The following is a 23,830-nucleotide window of genomic DNA, read 5'->3' on the forward strand; positions in this document are numbered from 1 at the left end:
CCCGGTCTCCCGATCTTCGCCACGCCACACCTCCGAGATGATCATCGATGGTGTTGCGCTGACGGGTTGAGTTCACCAGCGTGTTTTTCGCGAAGGAGCTCGACCGCCCCTGACCGTGATGATCCGGTTCATCAACGAACATCGGGATCGTTTCGGGGTCGAGCTCATCTGCCGGGTGTTGCGACCGGCAGTCCAGGGGTTCCTCACCTCCCGCGGCTACCACGCCGCGGTTCGTCGTTCCCCGTCGGCGCGGAAGCTTCGTGACGAGCTGCTCGTGCCGGAGGTCGCGCGATTGCATGCGGAGAACTACGGCGTCTACGGGCGCCGGAAGATGCATGCGCTGATGCGCAGGCAGGGGTGGGAGGTCGGTCGTGACCAAACCGAGAGGCTCATGCGACTCGCTGGGGTGCGAGGCGTCCGTAAGTCGAAGCGGGTGTTCACCACGCGCTCCGACAAGACAACGGCGCTACCCGCCGATCTCGTGAACCGCCGCTTCACGGCGCCCGCACCCCAGCGGCTCTGGGTGTGCGAAGTGACCTACGTCGCGACTTGGTCCGGGTTCGCGTACGTCGCGTTCGTGACCGACGTGTACTCCCGCCGCATCGTCGGCTGGAACGTCGCATCGACGCTGCGATCGGAGATCCTGCCGATGCAGGCGCTCGACATGGCAGCGTGGGGCGCCGGCGGTGATCTCACCGGGCTGATCCATCACGCGGACCACGGGTCGAACTACACCGCGATGGTCTACACCGACCGGATCGTCGAACTCGGCGCCGTGCCCTCCACAGGGACGGCCGGCGACTCGTTCGACAACGCGATGGCCGAGGCGGTCAACAACCTCTACAAGACCGCGCTCATCCGTCAGCGCGGGCCCTGGCGGACCGTGGAGCAAGTCGAACTCGCGACCCTCGAGTGGGTGTGGTGGTGGAACAACTCCCGCCTCCACGGCGAGCTCGACATGCGCACCCCGATCGAGGTCGAAACGGCGTACTACGCTGACCACGAATCGGCCAACCCGGCACCTGACGGGCAAGGCTCCCGATAGGAACGAAAGTCAGGCCGATTCAGTCCAGTGCTCGAGCGGGTAATTGAGCGCGCTAAAAAAGCGGCGCCGAGAGGCCAGCGGTGGTCGTCTGATTCGTCTTAAGTTGTACCGATGCTTCATCGGCGATGAGTATGGCGCGACTAGCTGCGCGACCTTGACCCGGGCGGTAATCTTCGAAGGTGTCCGATATCGACCGCGCCTCAGCTCTCGTCCAGGAGACGATGGACCAGTTTGATGCTCGCGGCTCGACAGTTGCCGCAATTGCGCGACGGTGTCAGCGCATCGCGTCGCTGCGGGGCGATGCTGTGGCGCTCGCCTGGCTATCGCTTGAATCAACGGATATCGCGAACGAATACGAGAATAAGTCGGGAACTATGCGCGAGACCCTCGCGGCTCGCTTGCTCAAGACCTTGCCAAGTCATGAGGCTAACGCGAAGTGGGAGACAGCGTACGGCGATTACATTAGGCGACGTCGGACCCAGCCCGATAAGCAGGAGGCGAACCTTCGCAGCGTTCAGCAGATCGAGGAGCTGGTGCAGATGCTGCGGGAGCAGGAGGCGGCAATGCTCGTTCCGCCCCCACCCCAAATGCATAGTTACGATCTCGGCAAGCATGTATCCGAACAGATGCAGGCTCGTGTGCGTCTGGTCGAATCTCGCGTCGCGTTGGAGTCAGTGCTTGCCCGTATCAGGGACCGCCTGTGGGAGTTCCTGACTGAAACCGAGTACGAGCTCACGTTCGGAGAGGCGACGGCGGAGACGTTCGACCGTCTGCGGACATACGTCGACAGGCAACTGACGACGATCGCGCCTCCGGCCCTCGAACAGTTTCAAGCAGCGTATCGCAGGCTGAAGGACGGGGGCGACGAGGACCGGGCTCATGCGTTGACGTCTTGTCGGCGGGTACTGAAGACTCTCGCGGACCAGCTCTACCCGGCCAGCCAAGAACCCGTCACGGGTCTCGACGGAAGAGCGCGAGTGCTTGACGAGTCGAAGTTCGTGAACCGACTCGTGCAGTACGTCGCGGAGACGGTCGGCAAGCACGAGAACGGCGCCGTCGTTCAGGCCTCGCTCGAAGATGTCGGAGCACGCCTCGGCGCGCTCAACGACCTTGCCAGCAAGGGCGTGCACGCCGAGGTGACGACGTACGAAGTCGACACCTGCGTCGTCCAGACCTACTTGGTGGTCGCGGATGTGTTGCGCATCCGTGAGCGTTCCACCCTTACGGGACGACGGGGCACAGCGTGAGCAGCGTCGAGACACATATACGCAGCATTGACGGCGTGATCTGCAACAACATCACGGCGCTCTCAGCCGATCGAGCGTTGCTGTCGCAGAACATGTTGTCCCAGCTGCGAAACCTGGTCGAAGGTGTCGCCGTGCTATTTCACACGAAGGACGGCTCCACAGAACACGACTACGCCGCGATCGAGGCTGGTCTCGCGTTTCTTAAGACGCAGGGCAAGCTCAGTTTCCTCAGCCGATTTTACCGGCAGCTGCAGCCAAGTACTTCTCACTACACCTTCGACGGTGACGGATCCGAGCGGTTGATGCTCAAGTACTACGAGTACCTCCACCGCGTCCGCGAGCTCCTCGCCGGAACCTTTGGGCTCGACGTATTGCACAACTTGGAGGACTTTCCGGTCGATCTCGACCCTTCGCTCCGGGAATACCACCAGAAGATCGCCGAACGTGTTCAGGACGCGAGTGACGCGCCATCACCGCGCGACCGCTCATCTCGCTACTACGTCCTCAAGACACGGCCATTTTTCACTGGTGGACGGATCTACTACGAGGTCACCTTCGCTACCCCCTCGGACCGACCCAGCATTAGCAAATTCGACCACGTCATCGCGTTCACGGAGCACGACATCTCCGACAAGCACGCCGCAAGCTTGACTCTACGCAATGACGAGATCGAAGTGCTCGGCCAGACCATGCCGATCATTCTCGTCACGGCGTGGGAGGTGTCCATCCGCGGTTGCGAGTTCGAGAACTTCTCCCGCTTCTTCGGACCACGCTCGCGCGTGAGCACGACCAGCAACGAGTACAAGAACCTCATGCGCTACCTCACTCGGACTGGGTCGACGTTGCTCGACGTCATTGACCTCCCGAATGCCGACTACGAACGCATCAAGGCATGGGTATTGACAGACACGAAGACACCGAGCATCTACCCGACGCTCGACGACGCACGCTGCATCATCCAGAACACGCGACCCGGCTACCTGCTCCTGCGCTACTTACTGCTGTCCATGCGCAACGTCGTCATCCGCAAGCAGTACAACCCGAACGTTTGCGGCAAACTATCCAACCTCCATCTCCAATGGGGCTGCATCCCATTCGAACAGATGCCGTTCTGCACCTACCCGATGGGCCATCGAGCACGCTTCTGGGACCTCTTAGAAGCGATCGACCCGACCGACCGCACCCACGAGATGCTCGCCCGGCGCATCAACAACAACGTCGATCGCCGCGGCATGCTCTACACGCCTCTATCCGAACTCGATGACTTCGGTGATGACGTTATCTCGCTCATTGACCAGCACAACGCGCTTCTCTATAACAATCCGCGACATCAGGCCCGCTGGCTGGAAGTCCAGAACGGGCACGTCTTCATCCGAGGCTACGAGAACGACGTCGTCCAGATCGTCGAGAAGCTGCAAAGCCACGCCACCAGCGGCGTGGGGGGATGGGAATCAGCGCTCTCGAAATGGATGAAGGAGCTTCAAACCCCGCTTGATGATCCAACGAAAGCCGCCGCGCTGAAGTCGCTCTACACAGAGTCGCGCGTCGCGCTGGTCTACGGCGCCGCCGGGACAGGCAAGTCGACGATGATCAACTACATCGCCAACTACTTCAACGGCAAGCCATTGTTGTTCCTCGCGAACACGCATCCGGCGGTCGACAACCTTCGCCGACGAGTACAGACCCAACACGCCGAGTTCCGCACTATCGCAAGCCACAACTGGAACTCAGGATCCGCGACCGAGTATGAAGTCCTCGTCATCGACGAATGCAGCACCGTCAGTAATGAGGATCTCCTCGAGGTGCTCGGCAACACCAAATTCAAGCTGTTGCTGCTCGTCGGTGACGTTTACCAGATCGAGTCGATCCAGTTCGGCAACTGGTTCAGCATCATGCGCTCGTTCGTGCCGCCCTCGGCGGTCTCAGAACTCGACAAGCCATGGCGTTCCGACAACCCCCAACTCCTCGCCCTCTGGCAGAAGGTCCGAGGACTCGGCGACGACATCACCGAAACGATGATGCGCGGCCACTACTCAATCCCGCTCAGTCCTGAGCTCTTTGGGCGGCGGCGGGACGACGAAATTATCCTCTGTCTGAACTACGACGGGCTCTACGGCATCAACAACGTCAACCGGTTCCTCCAGAGCAGTAATCCGAACCCGCCGGTGGACTGGGGTCCGGCTACCTTCAAAGTGGGCGACCCCATCGTCTTCAACGACAGCGAGCGCTTCAAAGGACTGATCTACAACAATCTCAAAGGCACCATCCTGGGCATCGACCGGCAACTCGGGTGGATCCGTTTCGAGGTCGAGCTTGCACGCACCGTCACTGAACTCGACGCCTGGGGGCTGGACCTCACCTGGCTGCGCGACTCGGTTGTTGCCTTCGACGTGTACGAACTAGCCAACAGCGACAATGACGATGCCGCCCCGAACACCTCGGTACCGTTCCAGGTCGCCTACGCGGTCTCGATTCACCGCGCTCAAGGTCTCGAGTATGAGTCTGTAAAGATCGTCATCACCGACGCGAACGAAGACTCGATTACTCACAACATCTTCTACACGGCAATCACCCGCGCTCGCGAGTACCTGCAGGTCTTCTGGACGCCGGAGACAGAGAAGGCGATCATCGCGAAGATGGAGCCGAAATCGACAGCCAAAGACGTGAATCTCCTGACCACACGCCGCGGCCTGGTTCGGGCCTAGCGCATTCCGCTGCATTCTCGATTTGCAGGCACACCCCAGCCTGCCTGCAGGCTCTGAATCCTTGGAGGCCGCGTGTCGTGACGGCTGAGGCCCGTGACGCCTCAGCGGTTGCAAGGCCACCCCAGCATCGTTAAGGCAGGTCCGAACAGCCGGATGCTAGCTCCGACCACCAGCGCTGCTGCTCTGGGTCAGTGATCGAGGATCAACGAGTTCGACGTCGTTCGCGCACGCGTGCCACACGCGTTGGAATGGATCGTTCCAGAGGTCGACGGAACCGCCAGGTTTGTGTCATTGTTCTCTCAAGGAGTACACACAGACGTTAGGGATCAGTCATGGGGCATAAGGTCTACATCTCATTCAAGACTGAGGACGCGGCCTATAAGGATGCGATTCAGGCGATGCCGCACCTAGATTATGTGGACAAGTCGCTTAATGAACCGATCAACTCCCAAGACCCTGATTATGTGCTTAGCAGAATCCGCGCTGATTACCTGAATGACTCGACTGTCACGATTTTCTTGATTGGGTCATACTCGGCAGAGAACCTCGGCGCAGCCGAGCAATACTACATAAAGAAGGAGCTTCAAGCGTCCTTGTACAACTCGGCGCAGAGCACGAAAAACGGGATCCTTGGAGTCGTGCTTCCCTCGGCAGAGGAGGCAATATACGGCGGCACGTACACATGTGTCACGTGTGGCGGCAGTCACAATCTCGTGCGCGTGAACGACAGTACCTGCATACGTGAGTTCAGCTACAACTATTACATCCCAAACAGTAAGTGTTCACATGCGGAAGAAGACCGTTACTGCGTGTTGGTGCGATGGGCGGACTTTGCGAAGGAACCAAACTTGTGGATAGAAAAGGCCTTCGACAAGCGAACGGAACCTATCTCTTCGAAGACGAAAGTGCGACCATAGCAGTGTCTGGAATAAATTCAGAACCAGATATGCCAGCACTCTGGAAAGCGGCGGACGATGCCTCCGCCGCGAATCAGAGATTGTTCTTCAATGTCAAAAGATGGGAACTTGTGGGTCTTGTCACGGGAGCTCTCGCCGCCCTGCTACCCACCTCCTGGCTATGGGGCTTCGGTCCGGGTCTTTCCGTTCTTGCGTTTTTGCTTGTAGTTGCGCTACAGGTGGCCAGCATCGGTCCGCGCGCCGAGGCGCGATGGTACGACGCGCGAGCTGCGGCCGAGTCGATCAAGTCCGCATCGTGGCAGTACGCGGTCGGAGGGGAAGCATTCCGGCTAAAGGACGCCGATTCAGACGCGCGTTTCTTCGAGCGGTTGAGGGAGATTCTCAACGCAGTGCCTAAGCTCGATATCGGTCCGGCGTCCGGCGCCACCGCTGGAGTAACATCTGGCATGAGAGCGATACGGGGGAGGCCTAGAGCTGAGCGCATGTCGATTTATCGCGATTTCCGAGTTCAGGACCAGGTGCAATGGTATGCCCGGAAGGCGGACGAAAATCGGGCGAGGGGGCGTCTCTTCAAAGTCATCATCATTGTGGTTGAAAGTGCCGCAGTGATTTACGGCTTGATTCGGTACAAGTTCGAACTTGACACCGATATTCTCGGGGTTCTCGCAGCAACTGGCGCTGGACTGATTGCCTGGGCTCAGGCAAAGAAGTACGCTTTTCTGGCCGAGTCTTATTCGGTCACGAGTCATGAGATTGAGTTGGTTGCTGCGACTCTCGAGTCGGTTGCGTCCGAGGACCAGTGGGCTCAATTGGTCCACGACTCGGAAGCAGCTTTCAGTCGTGAACACACTATGTGGCAGGCCCGTCGTCAAGGTCCGGCGTGATTGTCGATGCTCCCGAGCCTTGCTCAACTCGGAGCGTGATCAGGAGGGTGAATTCGTTCTGTCAGTGTTAGTCCCGAACTGGGCACATGCGCGCGTACAGCGCCGACACTCACCTCTGCGATTGCGATCGTCGGCCCCGGCGAGTCTCCCGAGGTGTGTAGAGCAACCCCGCCCGGATCCGCCGCTGTTTGTCAAGGAGATGTCGCCTTGGAGGTTCTTACTTCGACTCCGACTCTCCACGCGTCGGCCGCTCGACGTCGAAGCATTCGAAGTTCTTGCGGACCTTGTTTTAGCTGGTGTCAACGTAGTTGGCACTGTCTGGTTCACTCCAAGCGCCAAGTTCGCGGAACGTATGGGGACTCATCAACGTGAAGAAGCTCGACAGTGGCGAGTAGCGCACTCTGCTCCCGGGTCGCGCGGAGAGGTGCGACCGCTAAGCGCCCACACGGCAAAGTCGTTGCTGGGGAGTAGGTCGTGACTTCTGTGGATAGGACGATTGGGAGATTCGCGCCGGTATCAGTTCAGATGCCGCGATGGATTTACGGGGGTGACCCTCGCGGCCTAGCCGACTTTTGCGGTTGGAGAGTCGATCTAGAAGATGAGTCAACGTGGCGGTGGAAAGTCCAGACACTTGAAACCGTGGATGGAGAGCGACCAACGCTCATCCGAGCGAGGCACCTGTCCGCTGCCGGAGCGCCGCAGTCCGGTTCGCTTTACGAACCGCTGCTTGATCTTTCATCAAGGGATGCGCTGCAAGTTTCGGAGGTGTGGGAGATTGCCCTGGAGCGGGACGCTCGGTTCGCCGAACACGACGGACGCACGTTCGCGCTGGCCGCCCAGAACATCCGGAGCTTGATCATGGCTGCCCCGGATGCAAGGGCGCTGCGCGACTTCATGCCGCAGCTCTCGCGGGAGCGAGTACAACTAGCCTTCCCGCGCTCGTCGGTATGGCTCATCGACACGCCAAACGACTGGCTCGGCATGCGGTTCAGCTTCGCCAGAGCGCTTCTTCGAGGGGAGGATGTTCTTACCGCAAATGAGCCGATGGGAACGTACTTCCAGAGTTCTCAGGCGCTGTTTAACGATACGACGCTCGGACTCGGGGCCTACCTCACCCCGCTTTTTGCCAGCCTGACGCCGTACGTCTGGGGTTTCACCGCGCTCAGGGCGGGTGGCCTAATCGCTGTCGACTTCGGGCAGCTCCTACACGGGGACCCGCGAGCTACCGATCGCCTCCTTCGGGCGATCTCCACGCGAGTCCGCGAGGGTCACAGTGCAGACGATTCTCCTGTCGTGCGACAGAACGCGTATGGAGCCGCACTCCGATGGTGGTGCGGACGTCTCAATCTGCTATTTGCAGAAGCGACCAATCTTGCGAACTACGCCGACAAGTCGGGCCTGCTTTCGCCCGAGATGCTCGTAGAGAAGTTGCTCAGTCTCGAACAGCTCTTTCGGCACTGCGAGTCACTGGCAGTCGCTCGTGATGATCTCCACTCGAAGCGAGTGATGCTGTTCATGGCTTTGGAGACGCTAGGAGGACTGGCTCCTAGACTCACGTGGCAGGTCACATACGACTACCTCAAGGTGGAAGAGCTGCTGGACAACCTGAAAGCGACGATGCCAGAGGGAGTGCAGACGGTGCTACTTCCGCGAGCCGAGCGTGCAGTGGCCGCCCTTCGTGTCGTCGGCAACGGCTTCTTCATCGCTGATCGCCGCGACCAGTCGGGCCACATCCTGCTGCGGGGTGACGATGGCAATCTGCGGCCCGTAGAGATGAACGTCGCTATCCGTTTGTGGCTACGAGTCCTGCGCAACAGCCAGCACGGATTTGACCGTGACCAGTCTCGCCAGACTCGAGATCTACTCGCGATTCACGACGGCCACTTCCCTGAAGCATTGGCAGATCTGGCCTGGTTCTTCTTGCTGTACCTCTTGGCCTTCCCCGAGTCCATTCGCCGCGCGCGGCCGCTATCGACATGACGCGTGTTCTCAAGTTGGTGTCCTAGCTGGACTCGGAACGTCGGAGGCGAGCGCTCACCAGGGCGAATATCCCGTAGCCTGCTCATATCTGCACGCGTCGAAGGGCGAACTGTGAAAATACCGAATCACCAAGCGACGATCGCCGGCATTCGGTTTGGCGCTTCAGGCGCAGTTCCCGCTTATGTCTCGATGAATCAACATCGCGGTGGAGCGACGGGCACCAGAAACAAGTGGGCCGTTCCGCCGACGCACGAGTACGAGATCTTTCGCACGTCGTATGAAGCGCATTGGGTATGTGGCAACGAACACAACTGGGGGGTCCGCGAAGGGCTCGAGAAACTGGGGGCCAACGACGAGAAGGTTGCGAAGTTCCCACGTCCCTCGAACGATTCTGATGATCGTCACGGGTACCCCGTGTCGGCAGCGGATCCGAAACGCCGCTACGAGCATCGCCCACCCGCGAACGTGACGTCGCAGTGGGTGGCCGCTGGGCTGATAACAGCACTACAGAAGAACCGTATTGACAAGGGCAAGGTCTAGCCGTGCACCACGTGACAGTGCGAATTGAGGATCCGCAGGTAGCGGACGTTTTTGCTTACCGTAGCTGGCTCTTTGCCTTAACCTTCGACGGCCAGGTTCTTGCGTACACAGTTGGCGAGCTCGCGGCCCAGCTGTCGTCGCGCCACGGGGCGGACGGCAGGATTGCAAGCTATGCCCTCTTCTCGTCTAAGGGGATTGGAGCTGACGAAGCACTCAAAAGCGAGTGGCGTCAGTACGACCATGCCCGGAGCATTTCGCTGAGGCTCGGCCCGGGTTCTCATCTGGATCTTGGATTCCGCGCCGAGTCGCTTGCCGTGCTTGACATGCATGTCTACTACAACAAGATCTACGTTGCTACGGACCAAGGCACTTGGATGGCCCTTCTGCAGAAAAGCGGACGTGACGAGGCGGTTATCGGGGAGCCGCACAGAATAACCAACGATGCGACGGAGTCACTCAGCGCGGGAATGGGCGCTGTGGCCGCGTCGCTCGGCCGCAACGGGCTAGCGGTTTTCCTCGACGCCTGGGTAGGTGGTAGCGGCAGACAGCAGCGGATCGAGCGTGAGTCCCTTCGCAGCACGCTTGGATGGGGGAGAGCCATCAACTACCCAACGGACAGTTCCTACCAAACGCTCGACGTAGAACGCCGTCAACACAAGGGCCGACCGGTCTTGGACACGGTGAAGGCTCCCGAAGGTGACCCCGTCGAGCTGTCTGACGGCTCCTATGCACTGTGGGAATCCGGTCGTTTACTTGTCGGGGACGCAGCAGGCACCTCGTCATTGGGGCAGGATCGAGAGTCAAGTCGCTCGAAGGTCATTGCGGAGAGAGCGGACAGAACTGTGACGCGGAGGCCGCTCTGGATCGGTCCGACTGGGAACGGGCTGATCGTCACCGAGACGGCCGAAGCTCTCGAGGCGGGCCGAGGTAGTCGTTTAATGACGATCTATCGGGGCGAGATTGGCTCGGTTCGAACCTTCCCTGGTTCCCAGCGGTATAGGCGGCTTATCGCGGCGACCGTTGAAGGCGGACTGTTGCTAAGCGCGGTGTTTCGCGACGACGATGACAATGACTAAGGTCATTCGCCCGTGCAACGGTCTCATCATTCGTTAGCAAGAGCGGCCTATGTGGGTGGTTCACCTATGTCATGCTCGGACAAGCTGACTGAGAGCGACGTGGCAGACTTCGTGATGCTGCCTAGCGGGCTCCACTTCGTTGTGGGGGAGTGATGCCGGCGGACACAAGTGTGGCGCGGACCGTTTTCGGGTCTCGTCCCACACGCCTGCCGATCTGGTTCATTGACAAGCCCTCGCTGAACAGCTCGAGCATCCGCTGCCGTTCGTTCGGTCGCACCTCGGATCGGAGCACGACGCCGGTATCTGCAAGACGCGCAGACACCGTAGTGTCGTGCATCCCGAACTGATGAGCAACTTCCTCGACCGTTGCACCGGCATGGTACGCCGCGATCAACTGTGCTGTCTCCTCAGTACTGACGCGGCGCGCTCGTCCTGGCACCCGCGCCTCGGGTCTTACATCCCGGGCCAACGCCTTCGCCACCTCGCCCATCTGCGATGCTCGAAGCAGTGCTCCAACGGGGGTCGAATTAAGTGCAAGCACCTCTGTTAGGCGCACCATGTGTGATGAGTCGCCACGTAGGAGACATCTGAGTCGCGTCATAGGAGACATCAAGTGAAGGAGCCCGGCCATCGGCCGGGCTCCTTGTGCGTGTTGCGCCAGTAGGTTTTGTCGGGCTCGATGGTGTTGGTGGCGATGATTTCTCCGGTGTCGGTGTGGACGACGGTGGTGGTGCTGTCGTCGATGAGGATTGAATCGTTCCGGGTTTAGTGGAGGGCGAGTTCTCCCAGGGCCGGCTGGCTCCGGGGGTTGATCTCACGGTAGTACTCGTTCTCCTTCTCGATGGGTGTGCGGTATCCGATCGATGAGTGCAAGCGGTTCTCGTTGAACCAGTGCACCCAGGAGAGCGTCGCGAGCTCGAGCTCATCGACGATCCGGAACGGGCCATCGGTCTTCACGCACTCGGTCTTGTAGAGCCCCACGACCGTCTCCGCGAGGGCGTTATAGTAACGGTCGCCGACGGTTCCGGTGGAGGCGATCGCGCCGACGTCGGCGAGCCGTTCGGCGTAGCGAATCGCGGTGTATTGAGCTCCCGCGTCGGAATGTTGAATGACGCCGGTGTCGTCTTTCCCCGCGCGGTCGAGGACCCAGAGCGCTATCTCGAGCGCGTCCAACGGCAGCTCGGTCGGCATCCGGTTCATCGTTCGCCAGCCCACGATGCGGCGCGAGTACACGTCGGTGACGAACGCGGTGAACGCCATCCCCGACCACGTCGGAACACAGGTGAAGTCGACCACCCAGAGCTCGTTTGGCCGGTCGGCGCGGAAGCAGCGTTGCACGTGATCCGGCGGCCGTGTCGACGAGGAATCGGGACGAGTCGTGACGAACTGCTTGCCGCGGCGGATCCCGCGCAACCCCTGCTGCCGCATGAGCCGCTCGACCGTGCACCGGGCCACGACGATCCCCTCGCGCCTGAGCAGTCGCCAGACTTTCCGGACGCCGCTGATGCCTCGACCCAGCTTCTGATCCCAGAACACCCGCTCGATCTGCACGACCAGATCCGCGTCGGACTCGGCACGCGCGGAGGCGGGGCGGGTCTTGAAGGCGTAGTAACCGGACGGGGCGATCGGCACGGCATGCTCGGTGAGCGCCCGGCAGATCGGCTCGACCCGGAACCGGTCACGATGATCGTCGATGAACTGAACTACCACGGCAGTCGCGGGTCGAGCTCCCGCGCGAAGAACGAGGACGCCGCCAAGAGGATCTCGTTGGCACGCTTGAGCTCCCGGTTCTCCGCCTCGAGCTGCTTGATCCGGGCCGCGTCGCTCGTGGTCGTCCCGGCCCGTTCGCCCGCATCGATCGCGGCCTGCTTGCACCAGCCGCGCAGCGTGTCCGGATTGACTCCGACACGCTGCCCGATCCGGACCACCGCCGCGTTCAGCGACAGCTCCGGATCCTCCTTACGGGCCTCGGCAACCAGTCGCATCGCACGCTCACGAAGCTCCGGCGGATACTTCCTCGGTGCTGGCATAGTCATCATCCTCTCGGGGAATCAGACCCTCCACTAAACCCTGGGCGATTCAGTAAGCCAGCGGGATCGTGACGCCAAACGAGGTGATCAGCACGGCGACCCCCCATGCCATCCGGACTCGCCGGGCGCCCTCAACTTCCCGACGCAAGGCGTCGAACGCGGCCGCATCGGGGATCGAAACCGAATCGTTCGACCAGGTCGATCCGTCGCGAACTGCCCATACGACTGCCGCAATCTGTGTCGGATCGAGGCGAGGCGGCTGTTTTTTCAGCCACCGGAGAAGCTGGGGCGCAGCCAGCACCGTCACGTCCTCGGGTTGCTCACGAATCTTGATTTCCTTGGCGTCGACGATGACGATCGCGCCGTGCACAGGGACGTCCGTGCCACAGGCGGCGGACAACACTTTGTGCGTTCTCGTCGCCTCGTAGCGGGTGTTCCGGAGGTAGTCGGTCTTCTAACCGTTCACGAGTAGGCGCCGACCCCCCCACCCAGACGCGTGCGCGCTCGTGGAACTTGGTGTTTACGGTGAACACGCCGGCCGCGCTCACGATCACATGGTCGATATCGCTTCCGCGAGTGCCGACAGGGACCGAGTGGAGGACCGTCCAGCTGTCGTCCTCGAGTGCCGCGAGCCGTGTTGCGACGTCAAGCTCGCCGAGGGTGCCCAGATACCACGAACGTGAGTCTTCGGATAGCGGCGAACGGCCGATTCCCCGCGCAAAGCTCGAGCGGGGCATCCCTTCGGCCTGAAGACGAAGGCACTCGGACATGACGGACGCGGCCGCGATCGATCCGAATTCGGCGGCAGCGTCCGCACCTAGACCTGCAGGCTGCTGAAACAGCGGGGCGGATGACATCGTGCTGATTCTAGGGACACGCTGCGCCGTCGGCGTTATCTGACCAGCACGTAGTTCGCACGCTCACCGGGCCTTACCTCGTGCTTGGCTGAACGAGCGCGCGGACCCCACTGCGCGACCATGCCGAGCGGGACGTACCCGGTGGCGCGGAGAGGGATCGCTCTGCGAACGATCATGGATGACCGGCGCCGCGGTGGGCGTTCGTGCCGCGGCGCCGCCCTAAGAGAAGAGATGCTCGATGAATTCCTGCAGAATGCTCTTTCTCTTTGTCGGTTCAGGCGGAGCGAGTTGAGTCAGTATGTCGACCCCCGACGCGCCGGCGGCGATGACGACTGCGTCGATGCTCTGTCTCGACCACTTGTCACGACGAATCTCCGCGACGAGACCCCTGCGCAGGCGCTGGCAACGATCCCAGTCGGCACCGCCGGAGGGAAGCGCATTCGCGAGCACGCGCCAGGCTTCGCCATCAAAGGAAGCGTGCTTCAACCGCTCGTGAAGGTATCCGAAGCTCTGCTTCCAACCCGACGTTCGCTCGACCGCCGAAGCCGTCCCGCCGGCGGTCAGCAACGCCACCGCGTGCACCCTGTCGCGTGCATACTGAGGCATTCGACTCAGGGCTGGATCCGAATCGACGGCTGATACGAGCCGGGCCCAAGTAGAGGGCGGGCAACGCCGCCAGAGTCCCGCGGACAGGTCCGCAGCAAGCATGACAAGGACGACCTCGAAAGGTGACGTAGGCGGCCGTGGCGGCAAACCGATGGCCGCCGAGCCCACCCGATCCAATACGGCACGTAGTGTGCGTGCCCGATCCATCAGACCCTGCCCGGCAGACGTCTGTTCGGCCGCGGCGAAGAGCAAGCGCCACCAAACGTCCGGCGTCCGCTCGCAGATCTGTAGCAGAGGGTGGACAGCGCTTTGCGCGAGGAGTTGGTCAAGGATCGAAGCCTGCTGTTCATCGGCCAACCCGGAGAACACCGTGACGGCCAGTTCGTTGTCGAGTGCGTCCCATACTTGAGGACGAACGAGTATCTGTGGCTTGCGCGCGGCGATGAGCAATCCGAGGTCGGGGTGGGCCGACGCCATCGCTACGGCGCCCTCGACGGTGACGCCCTCCGCTACGGCGCCCACCAACTGCTCGGCCTGGCCCGGGGTGAGGTGGTTGAGCGGGATCTCTCGTACCCGCGCATCGTGGGGGGATTCAAGGATCAGTCGAACCAGGCGACGGCCCAGGTCGAGGTCTGTAAAGTCGGCTGCAGAGCCGAGGTCGAATGCGAGCGTCAATCGATCAGCTTCTCCATCCGGCCACCCGGGCGGGGACCAAACGCTCGACTGTCCCACGAGGTCTCGTTTGAGAAGGCGCATTTGCTTGGGATGCGGATACTGCTGCCGTATGGTCTCCACGAACGGAGCTGGCTGAATCACCCCGCGGGCCAGTGTCCGGTAGAGAGTCACCAGCGGTGGCATCGCGAGACGACCCGTGCGGCTCTCGGCTCCATAGCGCCCGAGAAAGTCGCGGAAGTCCGCAGATGGCAGCTGCATGTCTTGGGCTAAAAAGCGCGCCCACGAAGGCGCAGGGGGGAGTTCCCTCGACGCCGGACGATCGACGATCTCTAGTTCCACTTGCCACGAGCTCTCAGACGGACGCGACCGAGTGCGGGCGGAGAAGCTGCGACGCAAACCGGGCCATTGCTGGGAAAGGAGCGCGAGGATTAGTTCGTCGATGCCGTCTCGTGTACCGACCCCCACACCGACCCTTGCGTCTGCAGTGTAGAACTCTGCCGCCACAGCAGACGCCAGCTCCATGTCGAATGCCGCAACGGGTGGACGTGCACCACGAGACGTTTCAGGATACGGAAGCGACGTCTCGTATCTCGCGAGCTCGCGCGAAAGATCTGAGGTCGAAGTCGACTGCGGCTGGCGGAACAACTTTGCGATCGACGTGAAGTCGTTGGTCCGACTTAGCTGGATGGGGTTCAGAAAGATCGCGTGGGACCACACAGAGCCAGCGCGTTGCCAGCTCGGGCCGGGCCAAGTTCGAACAAACGCGTGCAGATCAGCGTCGGGCAGTGGGAAGACCGACAGATATGAGCGAGCGCGACCGTCGAACGCCATATCTGTGGCGGTCCTTAACAGTCGCGCTGTCCCGCTTTCAAACTCGGTCGAGCTAGCCAGGAGTTGGTGGCCCTTCGCGTATCCCAGCAGAGCTTGCTCGACGCGCTGACTAGTCAATTCCGAGTGCCCAAACGATCGGAGCGTCCAGTTCTAGACGGGCTCCGTCATGGCCGAGGACAAAGGCTCGTTCGAGGGGATCCCGCTTTCGAAGCGCCTTCAGTTCATCCTTGTCGTCGAAACGTCCGCCTTGTGCGCTCAAGCCGAACACCCTAATCGCCGTTGAGTCGAGGTTGGAGCGAAGGTACTGTTCCGCGAACGGGGCATTCTGTTCGAGCCACTCCACTGGGCTCTGCCCGTTGGCGACGTCGAAGGCTGAGATTACCAGCGCTACTCGCTTGGGTCTTGGAGCAAACTGGCTGCCCAGTATCTGAAGGAGATCCACCAGGTCGATTTGGCTGGTGCGAGCGTCCCCGAGGTAGCCCTGATGAGCGTCCGCAGTGTACTCATCCGCGGACTCCCCGAGCGCATTGGCGGCGCGGTGCACTTCCGCGATGGTCGGGTCCGTAGTGAAGTCCGAGGCATGCACGAACACGCAGATGCCGAGTGCGTCTTCGATCTGATCGATCAGAGTGTCTGCGCACACGCGCTCAGCCAGAACGTCCGCCCAAGTCTCCCCAGAAAGATCCGGAATGCTCAACGAGATATCTTGCGATGTCGCCGTTCGCAGCGAGAGGCTCAGTCCGTCTGATTGGCTGAGTAGCGTTCGGTCGGCAGGCTCGCAACTCATCAACCGCGCGGTGAGTCCATTTAGGTACTCGCGGTCATCCTGGAAATGTCCCAACGACAGTGAAACGCGCGCACCAGACGTGATGGCGAGATTGAGCAAGGCCAGGAAGGTGGACTTGCCAGTGTGCGGAACCCCAGCGAACAAGAGCCTTGCATCGGTCATTTCGCGCTCGTCCTCCAGAAGTACCGCCCGGTTGCCGGAGCGGGGAGTGAGTCCGATTCGAGTTCGCGTCGGCGATCGCGCGTCGCCCACTCAAGGACGGACTCCAGGCCTCTAGGCGCGTCTTGAGCGTCATCTGGACGTGCACTTATAAACGCGATCTCGGGAACCAAGTTCCGATCCGACGCAAAGCGGCGTAGCGGCTCGACGGCAGCCTCAACCTCGTCTCTGGCGGAGCGCGAGAGTAGATCACTCTTGCTTATGGTGATGAGAAGAGGGGTGCCTGGCAGAAGGCCCCCGGCTTCCGTTAGCGCACCCAGCATGAGGCGACTCCTCCACAAACTCCCCGCTCGATCTGCAGGCTGCTTTAGATGCTCCCCATCGATCACCAGCACACACAAGTCAGCGCGTTTGGCGAGCGGTACGGATTCGGCGACGGGCTGCCCGTCCACGAGGTCGCCGAAGAACTCCCCCTTCACGTCCGAGAAGAGAAGGCTTGCGCGACGGCTCGGACCAGCGGCGAGCTCGAGGTGGAGCAGGCGCATGTCGTCGTCTTGGGTGCGCTCGGTGGTTGCCTCCGTACGCCCGGACGAAAGGCGAGCGGGGAGATGCCGGCGATCGAACGCCGAGAGCGTCCGCGATCCGGCGAAGTCCCAGCCATTGAAGGAGCCATCGAGAAACTGCGCCCAAAGCTCGACGACCAGCGTGGTCTTTCCCGACGCATAGTCGCCAGCGACCAGTATGACCGCCGATGGCCTGCTCGCAGTTACATCGCCAGCCTCCGACATCGACAAGGCTTCATCACCGCCAATGTAGGAAGTCGGGGCGGCCGCGGCGTCCCCCGGCTCGAAGTCGTTTTCGAGTCCCTCGTCGAGGCTGAAGTCCAGGCTCGTCAAGTCCTCGTCGATCCCCGAGGAGTCACCCGCCACGTCATCGCTCGCGTGGAGGATGTTCGGACATTCCGTCGGGTCGGTGAAGCCGTCGAGGCACGTTCCATCGTCCCGCAGTGGACAGGCAGTCTGCGAACAGGCAAGTGGAGTGACGATTGTCATTTGCGCTCCGAGAGGTATCGTTCACGCAGGAGTTGCTCGCCGACGGCTCGTACCGGAACTTCGTGCTTAGGGTCGAACCCCGCCTTCCTAAGCAGCACAGCGACAGTCTTCGGCTCCTCTCGATACTCGTTCCAGAGGTGCGCCGCCGACGTGAGCGGCATCAGCTGTCCGCCGTCGTCCGCGGCAACCGCGGTGCTGCGCAAGGCCTTGCCGAGTTCGGACAACGTGCTCGTGCCGTTCGCGTCGCCTCCAACGTCTCGAAGAAGCGACAACTGGGCGGCCGTTGGCGGCTGGAACGAGATTAGTTCGTGCAGTTCCAATGATGCCGTGATCACCCGATTGATCGACTCCATGGAGTCCCAGCGGTCGCCCGTGGATGTGCTTACCTCAGAGCGTGCCCACCAGAGGGCGTTGATCTCCTCGTCCATCAGAGCCAAGCGCTTGTGCATCTCGCTGAAGGTGTCGTTCGCCTGCTTGAGCAGGGAGTTCATAAGCGTCACCGCTTGGTCCATGTCCGCGTCGGGCGCCAATAGCTTTCGGGTGACTCGCACGGGCGAGGGGCGTTGACGAGCATTCCGGCTTGCAGTCTGAACCAAGTCGTCGGCGACGGCTGAGAGTTCTTCGAGGCTAGGACGCAGCCCAATAAATCTCGCTGACTGGACAAGAAGCCCCGTGGCGACTGCGTCGGAGCCAGCGCGTTCTAGCTGCGTAATCACCACCGCTCCTGCCAGTCGGGCGAGCAACTCGTCGCTATCACGGGCCACGAACAACGGGTCGTGCTCGATAACGGCGGCTGCTAACGCCGACCGCCCCGACTCCGAGACAACCCCGTGTGCGGCTTCGACTAGGTCGGCGTTACCGGGCGCTTCAGCAAGAGCGTCGACCGCCAGCCGATACGCCTCCAGTCGCTCAGCGGTCAGCTCAATCGATGCAGGTGTCAGCCAGACGGCTAGCTGGTGAAGATTGTCCTCGTTCATCGTTCCATCTCCGAGATCAGGTTCTCAATAAGGCCGCGCTCTCGGACACGCTCGAGTATTAGCGGGTACAGCTCGCGCGGGGGCATCCGTGTCTCCTCGTCATCGACCACTCCCAGGGCTCGCGCGATATCAAGGCGTCGAAACATTGGCAGACCGAGAAAGTCGACGCCGATACCGCGCAACGAGCGACGGGTTTCAGGTGACTGGGGTCGCTCGGGCACCCGTGTTTCGCCGATTGGCGATATGAGCGGTGACGCCGCCGAGACCTCATCCTGCCCGCCGAGCTCCGCGTCGGCGGGAGCGACAACGGCCGTGGGCAACGCCGGGTCAACGTCCACGAGGTACGTCCGCGCCCCGTGAGGATGCTCGTCGAAGCGAGTCGCGTGCTTGCTCCAGTAGCGCGGGTGGATATCAACCTGGAGCTGCGCCCCGTCTCGCGAGAGCGTGAGCACGTTGTACGTCGGCACGTAGGGCTCGATCTCCCCGTGACCGTCGCGTTCGGGCGCAACCGCTCCCGCCGACACGCGCACAGTACTCCCTGCGACGAGCTGCTCCGCTTCGAAGGCGTGCTCGTGCCCGAACAGAACCAGGTGGGCGCGGTTCAGGTACGGCTCAATACTTTCCCAGTCCCGGATCCAGTGTGGAGGGTGGTGGAGCATCGCGACGTGGATCGTGTCGTCGGCTCGTGGCAACCGACACTGCTGGGTCCCTACGACAAGCGTCTGATGGTCGTCACCGGGACCGCTATTCATCACCGAGTTGATTCCGGTAAGACGGACTGTCCAGCCGTCTACAGTCAGGCTATTGTCCTGCCAGGCGAGCGAGTTCGGCTGGGTGGTGCAGAGGAATTTCTCGGCGAAGCGGTTGTACTCCGCGAGCGGCATCATCAGCCCGTCCGCGGTCGGGTCTTCGGCGATTCGCTTTCGGAAAACTGCATCGATACCGCCGACGGCGTCACAATCTGCCATCTCACGTCGAAAATCCTGAACATCCTTGCTAGATGCGATGATGGCCCGGTCGACGTCATGATTGCCCGGAACGGTCCACACCTGGCTCCGCTCAATCCCGCCGGCAGCCACCAAGACCCCATCAATCCACTCCAGCGCGATCGCATACTCCTCCTCCTTCGCGCTGAAGGCAATGTCGCCACCCACTAGTACCGCGTCAATCGGGCCCGACCCCGCGACCAGCGACCGAAGGTCCCGGATGAGTTCAGCCCGAAGGTCACTATCCTCATCCCACCCAGGGGAACTTGCATGAAAGTGGATGTCGCTCAAGTGCAGCAATCGAAGCGGCATCGATCCTCCAGTCTGGTCGCCCTTCCAGAAACGATAGTGACTGTGGGCGACATGGGCGCATGTTTAGGGCAACCGCCGTCGAAACATCTCGAGCCGCGAGCTGCTCCGTAACCCGCGCTAGGCGTGAGGACGCCTCGGGCGACGCAGCACGTAGTTGGAACCTCAGTCCCCTGGCGCGATCGCTTTGCGTTGCGCTCCCAAGCGGCGGCAGAGATTGTTGCGCTGATTGGAAGCGGGTCTCCAGGAGCATCTGGCCCGTAGAGGTGCCCGCCTCGCGCGCATTCACCGTGGATCTCGGCGAGGGACGGCTGCCGGGGGTCCTAGACGGGTGCGTCGAGGGACGGCTGCGGGTGGGACCTGGACGGGTGAAGCATCGACTGCACAGCGAGGGTGCGAGTTTCGTTCATCGCTCGTTCGGGGATGCCGCCTACGCTCTCTCACCCGCGACACCATGCTGTGTGGTCACGATCCGCAGATTGGTCGCCATGCTTGGTCCGAGCCTCGTGCTCGGCGCCGCACTTTGGCTCACGTCGACGAAAGCGGCGCAGTCCGCGGTCGCCGCGGCATCCCGAGTGAACTCCTTCGTGGAAAACAGCGGCGTCGCCGTCCAGGGGATGCCGTCGTCCACCGTCACCGCGATAGAGGGTTGGGTCTTTGCATCCACCGGCCACGCGAGCGTCGCCGGCGCGCCGCACGTTCCGCTGATCGGGGACGTGTTCTCCGCCATCGCATCGCCGAACTCGACGGTGTAGTGCCCGACGCCCTCGCACGTGAAGTCGATCGACACCGAGCGGGCGCCCTCGGGAAGAGGCAAGTCCGGCCCTGGCCATCCCGTCGCCCCCTCCCTGTCACGGTGGCGCCGGCCATGTCCGAAGCTGGACTCGCAGTGCCCGCCGACGTGGTCGCCCCCGAAGATCCGCTCGTCACCGTCGCGCACCCGACAGTCACGACAGCAACGGCTGCGAGCACGATGACGGACAACGCTGCCTGGGGCCTCACGTGGAGAGAGATCACTGCTGATGTCTATCAGCCGCCGCCGGTTGGAACCAACAGCCATATGGCGATATTCACGACGGACCGGACGCTCGTTTCAGGTTTAAGGGCAGGCCTCGGCGGTCATGGCCGGCTGATTCATAGAGTGGTTCACCTGGAGCCATCCGCTTCCGACAGCAGTCCAGTCGGCGGCCTTCCAGTACACCGTCACCTCGGGGTCGCCGGTGAGAAAGAGACTGTACTCCTGGCCGTCCTTGGCGAGCGTGTCTGCCGACTGGGTGAGGTGCATTCCAGAGACGGGGGTGCCGAGGTCGATCGCCTCTCTGCGCGCGAAATGGTGGTGCCCCTCATATTCGGCGACGACGACCCAGTCATTGTCCACTGCGAGGTCTCGGACGCTGAAGCTCAGCTTTGTGGCGTCGATCGGGGTGCAGATCGTGAGCCGCATGGTGTTCTCGCTCGTGTGGCTCAGGGAAGCGATGCCGTAGTCTGCTCCCGTTTCGCAGGCCGTCAGAACCATGATCGCCGCGATCGCGATCGTCATCACCTGCCCCCACCGTCTCAACATTGATGGTCTCCCTGTGAAAGTAGCCCCCGAAGGCGAGAGTAGCGAACGCCGGTACCGCCCCCGGCGAGGTTGGCTACAGTCTGACGCTTGCAACGACCACAACCGGCACGTGATGGGTCTTCGAGTGCGGTGGGGGCGTGTTCTTGAGCGTCTCGGCGATGATCCTGATGGTCTTTCTCGCGTTGTGGTTCCCCGTCTACGGAGGTTCCTGACCTCGTACTCCGTGTGAGAATCGTCCGGACAGCGCCCCGGTGCGTCCGCTCAGCCGCCCATGACCGCAAGTGAACCGATGATGACAGGGGCACGGTTCGCCTCGCAGGCGTCCGTAATGGCGGCGGCGGCGTGGCGGAACGCGTCGCTCGAGGGCAGCTCCCCGGCATCCGCCAGTGACTCGGCGGCGCGGATCGTCGGCGTCACCGGAGAGGATCCGCGGGGGATGACCGACCATGCCTGTTGCAGTGCGACCTGACGCGCGTCGTAGGCTGCACGGTCGATCGTCCCCTTGCTCAGCAGCGACGACGCGTGGAAGTTCGCGGTCTCGAGAGCGCTGACGTAGCCGCACTCCCACGCGGCATCAGGCTGGTAGGCCATGGTGTCGAAACTGCCGGTCGGAGAGGGGGATGCCGCGGGCACCGGCACCGTCGCCACATCCGGCTCCGCAGGAGCGCTGCTCGCGCACCCGGCGAGCCCGATGAGCGCGATAGCGGAGACGGCGAGGGCGAAGATGGAGTTATGGCGCGTGGTCGTCATCACTCCACTCTGGCATGACCGGCAGCCTGGAAGACTGTCCCCATGCCGGGCTTTCATCACGTCGAACTGTGGGTTACAGACCTTCCCCAGAGCCGTCTCGAATGGGGCTGGTTGCTCAGCGAACTCGGCTTCGAGCGCGGCAGCGAGTGGGTCGAGGGGGAGTCATGGAGCGCGGGCGGCGCGTATTTGACGCTCACCACCTCGCCGAACCTCTCGCGCGAGACCCATGACCGCCGTGCGCCCGGCGTGAACCATCTCGCATTCCTCGGCGGAACCACCGACCAGGTCGACGCCATCATGGTCGCGGCTCCCGCGCACGGATGGGTGCCGCTCTACCACGACCGCTATCCGCATGCGGGCGGACCTGACCACTACGCCGGTTGGTTGGAGAACTCGGCGGGAGCCAAAGCCGAGATCGTCGCCGACGAACGCTGATCGACCTGCTGCCGCTGCGAGGATCGAGATATGGCGAGCTCCTTCACGGTCATCACGCGCGCGAAAGTGCCTCGCGAGCGCCTCTTCGACCTGTCGCTCGACATTGATGCGCACCTGGCATCCATGTCGGAATCGGATGAGCGGGCGATCGATGGCGTGACGGCGGGCACGATCGGGCTGGGGGAGGAGGTCACCTGGCGAGCGCGCCACTTCGGCGTCTGGTTCACGATGACCTCCCGCATCACGGCGCTCGACCGGCCGCACCGCTTCGTCGACGAGCAGACCCGCGGACCGTTTCGCTCCTTCCGGCACGAGCACCTGTTCGAGGAAGACGGCGCCGAGACGGTCATGACCGACACGATCACCCTGGCGTCGCCGGTGTTCGGCGCGTTCGCAGAGCGGCTCGTGCTCGTGCCTTACCTCCGGCGCCTGATCCGCGCGCGCAACCGGCACCTGGTCGGTGTCTTCGAGTGTTGAAGTCACAGGGTGCCGGTGATCTCCCGGTGGGCCACCGACCCGACGAATGTCGGTGACCCATCGAGGGCAGTCGTGCTCAGGCGAGTGGTTCGTAGACCTCGGTGACCAGCTCCTCGGCGCTGACCTCGGCGGGCGTGGTCAGGTAGATGTTGAACGCACGCGCGGCGAGAGATTCGTCGCTGCGTATGCGCAGGCCCTCGGCCGCGATCGTCGCATTGATCTGATCGTGCGCCGCCGTGATCTGGTCGTACGGACCGACGACGCGTGCCACCAGGCAGTCGCGGGCGGGCATCTCGACGAGCTCGAGCGGCGCCTCGACGGTGGTTCCCGCAGCGACGGGGACGAAGATCGAGAGATCGACGTCGCGCTCGGTGTACTGGTCGTCGTGTTCGATGACGCCGCACGGCCCGACTGGCGCAATCGACTGGGCGCCCAGGGCGGGCATCATGCGCTCCCAGAGTTGACCCTCGTCGGAGTACGTCGGCACGATGCCGCGCAGGCATGCGAGCGTCATCGTCGGAACGGTGGTGCGGCTGACAGTGATGGACATGAGGTGTTCTCCTTGATCGAGCAATCTGTTGATGAGAGAGACACGTCCCTGGGCCGCGCGCTGCTCCTCGATCAGGCTCTCGCGCTGCACGCGCAGCGCGTTCGTCCAGGCGGGTGTGTGGCGGGCGGCGAGGAGAATGCCGATGGCGGAGACGCCGAACCCGACATCACGGAGGTTGCGGATGTCGGCGGCATCCTGCAACTGCTGCGACGAGTAGCGCCGGTAGCCGCTGAGGCTATCGACGTGCTCGGGCATCAGCACTGCGTGCAGGTCGTAGTGACGCAGCATGCGCACCGACAGCCGGCTCAGCGAGCTGAACTGTCCGATCGTCATGAGATCCGTGGTCTCGGCCATGTACGTCATCGTGGCCTCTCACACGGTGTGAGAGTCA

General features: G+C 62.2%; 21 protein-coding genes, 1 pseudogene and 1 other annotated feature. Of the genes and pseudogenes, 10 read left to right on the forward strand and 12 right to left on the reverse strand.

Annotated elements, in window-relative coordinates:
- Positions 1–118: 118 nt before the first annotated feature.
- The 7 genes from ITJ43_RS13330 to ITJ43_RS13360 all read left to right on the forward strand — a co-directional run bounded on the left by ITJ43_RS13330 (position 119) and on the right by ITJ43_RS13360 (position 10,394).
- Complete coding sequence (locus tag ITJ43_RS13330; protein WP_194584345.1) at positions 119–1,045, forward strand: IS3 family transposase; 927 nt, start codon at positions 119–121, stop codon at positions 1,043–1,045.
- Positions 1,046–1,224: 179 nt separating this feature from the next.
- Positions 1,225–2,292 carry a hypothetical protein gene (locus ITJ43_RS13335; protein WP_194584346.1) on the forward strand — a complete coding sequence of 356 codons (1,068 nt, stop codon included), beginning with the start codon at positions 1,225–1,227 and terminating at the stop codon, positions 2,290–2,292.
- Positions 2,289–4,997, forward strand: coding sequence for an ATP-dependent DNA helicase (locus ITJ43_RS15370; protein ID WP_194584347.1), 2,709 nt, complete (start codon positions 2,289–2,291; stop codon positions 4,995–4,997). Before ITJ43_RS13335 ends, ITJ43_RS15370 begins: the two co-directional genes overlap by 4 nt.
- Positions 4,998–5,329: 332 nt before the next feature.
- On the forward strand, positions 5,330–5,914 hold the full coding sequence (locus ITJ43_RS13345) for a TIR domain-containing protein (protein WP_194584348.1): 585 nt from the start codon (positions 5,330–5,332) through the stop codon (positions 5,912–5,914).
- 29 nt (positions 5,915–5,943) lie between these two features.
- Complete coding sequence (locus ITJ43_RS13350) at positions 5,944–6,798, forward strand: DUF4231 domain-containing protein (RefSeq protein WP_194584349.1); 855 nt, start codon at positions 5,944–5,946, stop codon at positions 6,796–6,798.
- A 639-nt stretch (positions 6,799–7,437) separates the two neighbouring features.
- Positions 7,438–8,778, forward strand: a complete 1,341-nt coding sequence (locus tag ITJ43_RS13355; RefSeq protein ID WP_194584350.1) for a hypothetical protein — start codon at positions 7,438–7,440, stop codon at positions 8,776–8,778.
- 542 nt (positions 8,779–9,320) lie between these two features.
- A complete protein-coding gene (locus ITJ43_RS13360; protein ID WP_194584351.1) occupies positions 9,321–10,394 on the forward strand; it encodes a hypothetical protein in 1,074 nt (357 codons plus the stop codon).
- A gap of 765 nt (positions 10,395–11,159) precedes the next feature.
- Here the strand turns inward: ITJ43_RS13360 and ITJ43_RS13370 are convergent.
- The 9 genes and pseudogenes from ITJ43_RS13370 to ITJ43_RS13405 form a co-directional block, all read right to left on the reverse strand.
- Positions 11,160–12,424, reverse strand: a protein-coding gene (locus ITJ43_RS13370; protein ID WP_228495912.1) for an IS3 family transposase whose coding sequence is annotated in 2 segments (ribosomal slippage) — positions 11,160–12,133 and positions 12,133–12,424 — 1,266 coding nt in all. Because the reading frame shifts where the segments join, the coding sequence is not laid out codon by codon here.
- Positions 12,012–12,140: a sequence feature (AL1L pseudoknot), on the reverse strand. (Overlaps the previous gene by 129 nt.)
- A gap of 49 nt (positions 12,425–12,473) precedes the next feature.
- Positions 12,474–12,794, reverse strand: a complete 321-nt coding sequence (locus tag ITJ43_RS13375) for a hypothetical protein (protein ID WP_194584353.1) — start codon at positions 12,792–12,794, stop codon at positions 12,474–12,476.
- A complete protein-coding gene (locus tag ITJ43_RS15445) occupies positions 12,745–13,281 on the reverse strand; it encodes a nuclease-related domain-containing protein (RefSeq protein ID WP_194584354.1) in 537 nt (178 codons plus the stop codon). Before ITJ43_RS15445 ends, ITJ43_RS13375 begins: the two co-directional genes overlap by 50 nt.
- Before the next feature lie 219 nt (positions 13,282–13,500).
- Positions 13,501–14,562: a hypothetical protein gene (locus ITJ43_RS13385; protein ID WP_194584355.1), complete on the reverse strand. Its 1,062-nt coding sequence runs from the start codon at positions 14,560–14,562 to the stop codon at positions 13,501–13,503.
- Between the two features lie 651 nt (positions 14,563–15,213).
- Positions 15,214–15,510, reverse strand: a pseudogene (locus ITJ43_RS15450) (hypothetical protein); the annotation flags it as partial.
- Complete coding sequence (locus ITJ43_RS13390; protein WP_194584356.1) at positions 15,503–16,342, reverse strand: hypothetical protein; 840 nt, start codon at positions 16,340–16,342, stop codon at positions 15,503–15,505. The gene ITJ43_RS13390 and the pseudogene ITJ43_RS15450, both read right to left, overlap by 8 nt.
- The gene (locus tag ITJ43_RS13395) at positions 16,339–17,391 is read right to left on the reverse strand and encodes a TRAFAC clade GTPase domain-containing protein (RefSeq protein ID WP_194584357.1); all 1,053 of its coding nucleotides are present in this window, start codon (positions 17,389–17,391) and stop codon (positions 16,339–16,341) included. The genes ITJ43_RS13390 and ITJ43_RS13395 overlap by 4 nt, the downstream gene beginning before the upstream one ends.
- Positions 17,388–18,368 (reverse strand): GTPase-associated system all-helical protein GASH, encoded by a 981-nt coding sequence (locus ITJ43_RS13400; RefSeq protein WP_194584358.1) that lies wholly within the window; start codon positions 18,366–18,368, stop codon positions 17,388–17,390. Before ITJ43_RS13400 ends, ITJ43_RS13395 begins: the two co-directional genes overlap by 4 nt.
- Positions 18,365–19,666 (reverse strand): metallophosphoesterase, encoded by a 1,302-nt coding sequence (locus ITJ43_RS13405; protein WP_228495913.1) that lies wholly within the window; start codon positions 19,664–19,666, stop codon positions 18,365–18,367. The genes ITJ43_RS13400 and ITJ43_RS13405 overlap by 4 nt, the downstream gene beginning before the upstream one ends.
- 485 nt (positions 19,667–20,151) lie before the next feature.
- Here ITJ43_RS13405 and ITJ43_RS13410 point away from each other — a divergent pair, with 485 nt between their 5' ends.
- Entirely contained in the window at positions 20,152–20,418 is a 267-nt protein-coding gene (locus ITJ43_RS13410) for a hypothetical protein (protein ID WP_194584360.1), read from the forward strand.
- A 344-nt stretch (positions 20,419–20,762) separates the two neighbouring features.
- On the opposite strand, the gene ITJ43_RS13415 is transcribed toward ITJ43_RS13410, so the two are convergent.
- Both ITJ43_RS13415 and ITJ43_RS13420 read right to left on the reverse strand, forming a co-directional pair.
- Positions 20,763–21,203, reverse strand: a complete 441-nt coding sequence (locus tag ITJ43_RS13415) for a hypothetical protein (protein ID WP_194584361.1) — start codon at positions 21,201–21,203, stop codon at positions 20,763–20,765.
- Between the two features lie 285 nt (positions 21,204–21,488).
- The gene (locus ITJ43_RS13420) at positions 21,489–21,977 is read right to left on the reverse strand and encodes a hypothetical protein (protein WP_194584362.1); all 489 of its coding nucleotides are present in this window, start codon (positions 21,975–21,977) and stop codon (positions 21,489–21,491) included.
- A gap of 42 nt (positions 21,978–22,019) precedes the next feature.
- Between ITJ43_RS13420 and ITJ43_RS13425 the strand changes: the two genes are divergently transcribed.
- Together ITJ43_RS13425 and ITJ43_RS13430 are read left to right on the forward strand one after the other, a co-directional pair.
- The gene (locus ITJ43_RS13425; protein ID WP_194584363.1) at positions 22,020–22,412 is read left to right on the forward strand and encodes a VOC family protein; all 393 of its coding nucleotides are present in this window, start codon (positions 22,020–22,022) and stop codon (positions 22,410–22,412) included.
- Between the two features lie 30 nt (positions 22,413–22,442).
- Positions 22,443–22,889 carry an SRPBCC family protein gene (locus ITJ43_RS13430; RefSeq protein WP_194584364.1) on the forward strand — a complete coding sequence of 149 codons (447 nt, stop codon included), beginning with the start codon at positions 22,443–22,445 and terminating at the stop codon, positions 22,887–22,889.
- 76 nt (positions 22,890–22,965) lie between these two features.
- Here the strand turns inward: ITJ43_RS13430 and ITJ43_RS13435 are convergent, their stop codons facing one another.
- Positions 22,966–23,793: a MerR family transcriptional regulator gene (locus tag ITJ43_RS13435; protein ID WP_194584365.1), complete on the reverse strand. Its 828-nt coding sequence runs from the start codon at positions 23,791–23,793 to the stop codon at positions 22,966–22,968.
- Positions 23,794–23,830 lie beyond the last annotated feature (37 nt).

The organism is Microbacterium sp. VKM Ac-2870 (assembly GCF_015350795.1).
Lineage (GTDB): Bacteria > Actinomycetota > Actinomycetes > Actinomycetales > Microbacteriaceae > Microbacterium.

Coding starts and splice junctions, on each gene's coding strand:
- ITJ43_RS13330 (WP_194584345.1), top strand. CDS start 119: ATGATCCGGTTCATCAACGAACATCGGGATCGTTTCGGGGTCGAGCTC.
- ITJ43_RS13345 (WP_194584348.1), top strand. CDS start 5,330: ATGGGGCATAAGGTCTACATCTCATTCAAGACTGAGGACGCGGCCTAT.
- ITJ43_RS13350 (WP_194584349.1), top strand. CDS start 5,944: ATGCCAGCACTCTGGAAAGCGGCGGACGATGCCTCCGCCGCGAATCAG.
- ITJ43_RS15445 (WP_194584354.1), bottom strand. CDS start 13,281: ATGTCATCCGCCCCGCTGTTTCAGCAGCCTGCAGGTCTAGGTGCGGAC.
- ITJ43_RS13390 (WP_194584356.1), bottom strand. CDS start 16,342: ATGACCGATGCAAGGCTCTTGTTCGCTGGGGTTCCGCACACTGGCAAG.
- ITJ43_RS13395 (WP_194584357.1), bottom strand. CDS start 17,391: ATGACAATCGTCACTCCACTTGCCTGTTCGCAGACTGCCTGTCCACTG.
- ITJ43_RS13400 (WP_194584358.1), bottom strand. CDS start 18,368: ATGAACGAGGACAATCTTCACCAGCTAGCCGTCTGGCTGACACCTGCA.
- ITJ43_RS13405 (WP_228495913.1), bottom strand. CDS start 19,666: ATGCCGCTTCGATTGCTGCACTTGAGCGACATCCACTTTCATGCAAGT.
- ITJ43_RS13410 (WP_194584360.1), top strand. CDS start 20,152: ATGCTTGGTCCGAGCCTCGTGCTCGGCGCCGCACTTTGGCTCACGTCG.
- ITJ43_RS13415 (WP_194584361.1), bottom strand. CDS start 21,203: ATGACGATCGCGATCGCGGCGATCATGGTTCTGACGGCCTGCGAAACG.
- ITJ43_RS13420 (WP_194584362.1), bottom strand. CDS start 21,977: ATGACGACCACGCGCCATAACTCCATCTTCGCCCTCGCCGTCTCCGCT.
- ITJ43_RS13425 (WP_194584363.1), top strand. CDS start 22,020: ATGCCGGGCTTTCATCACGTCGAACTGTGGGTTACAGACCTTCCCCAG.
- ITJ43_RS13430 (WP_194584364.1), top strand. CDS start 22,443: ATGGCGAGCTCCTTCACGGTCATCACGCGCGCGAAAGTGCCTCGCGAG.
- ITJ43_RS13435 (WP_194584365.1), bottom strand. CDS start 23,793: ATGGCCGAGACCACGGATCTCATGACGATCGGACAGTTCAGCTCGCTG.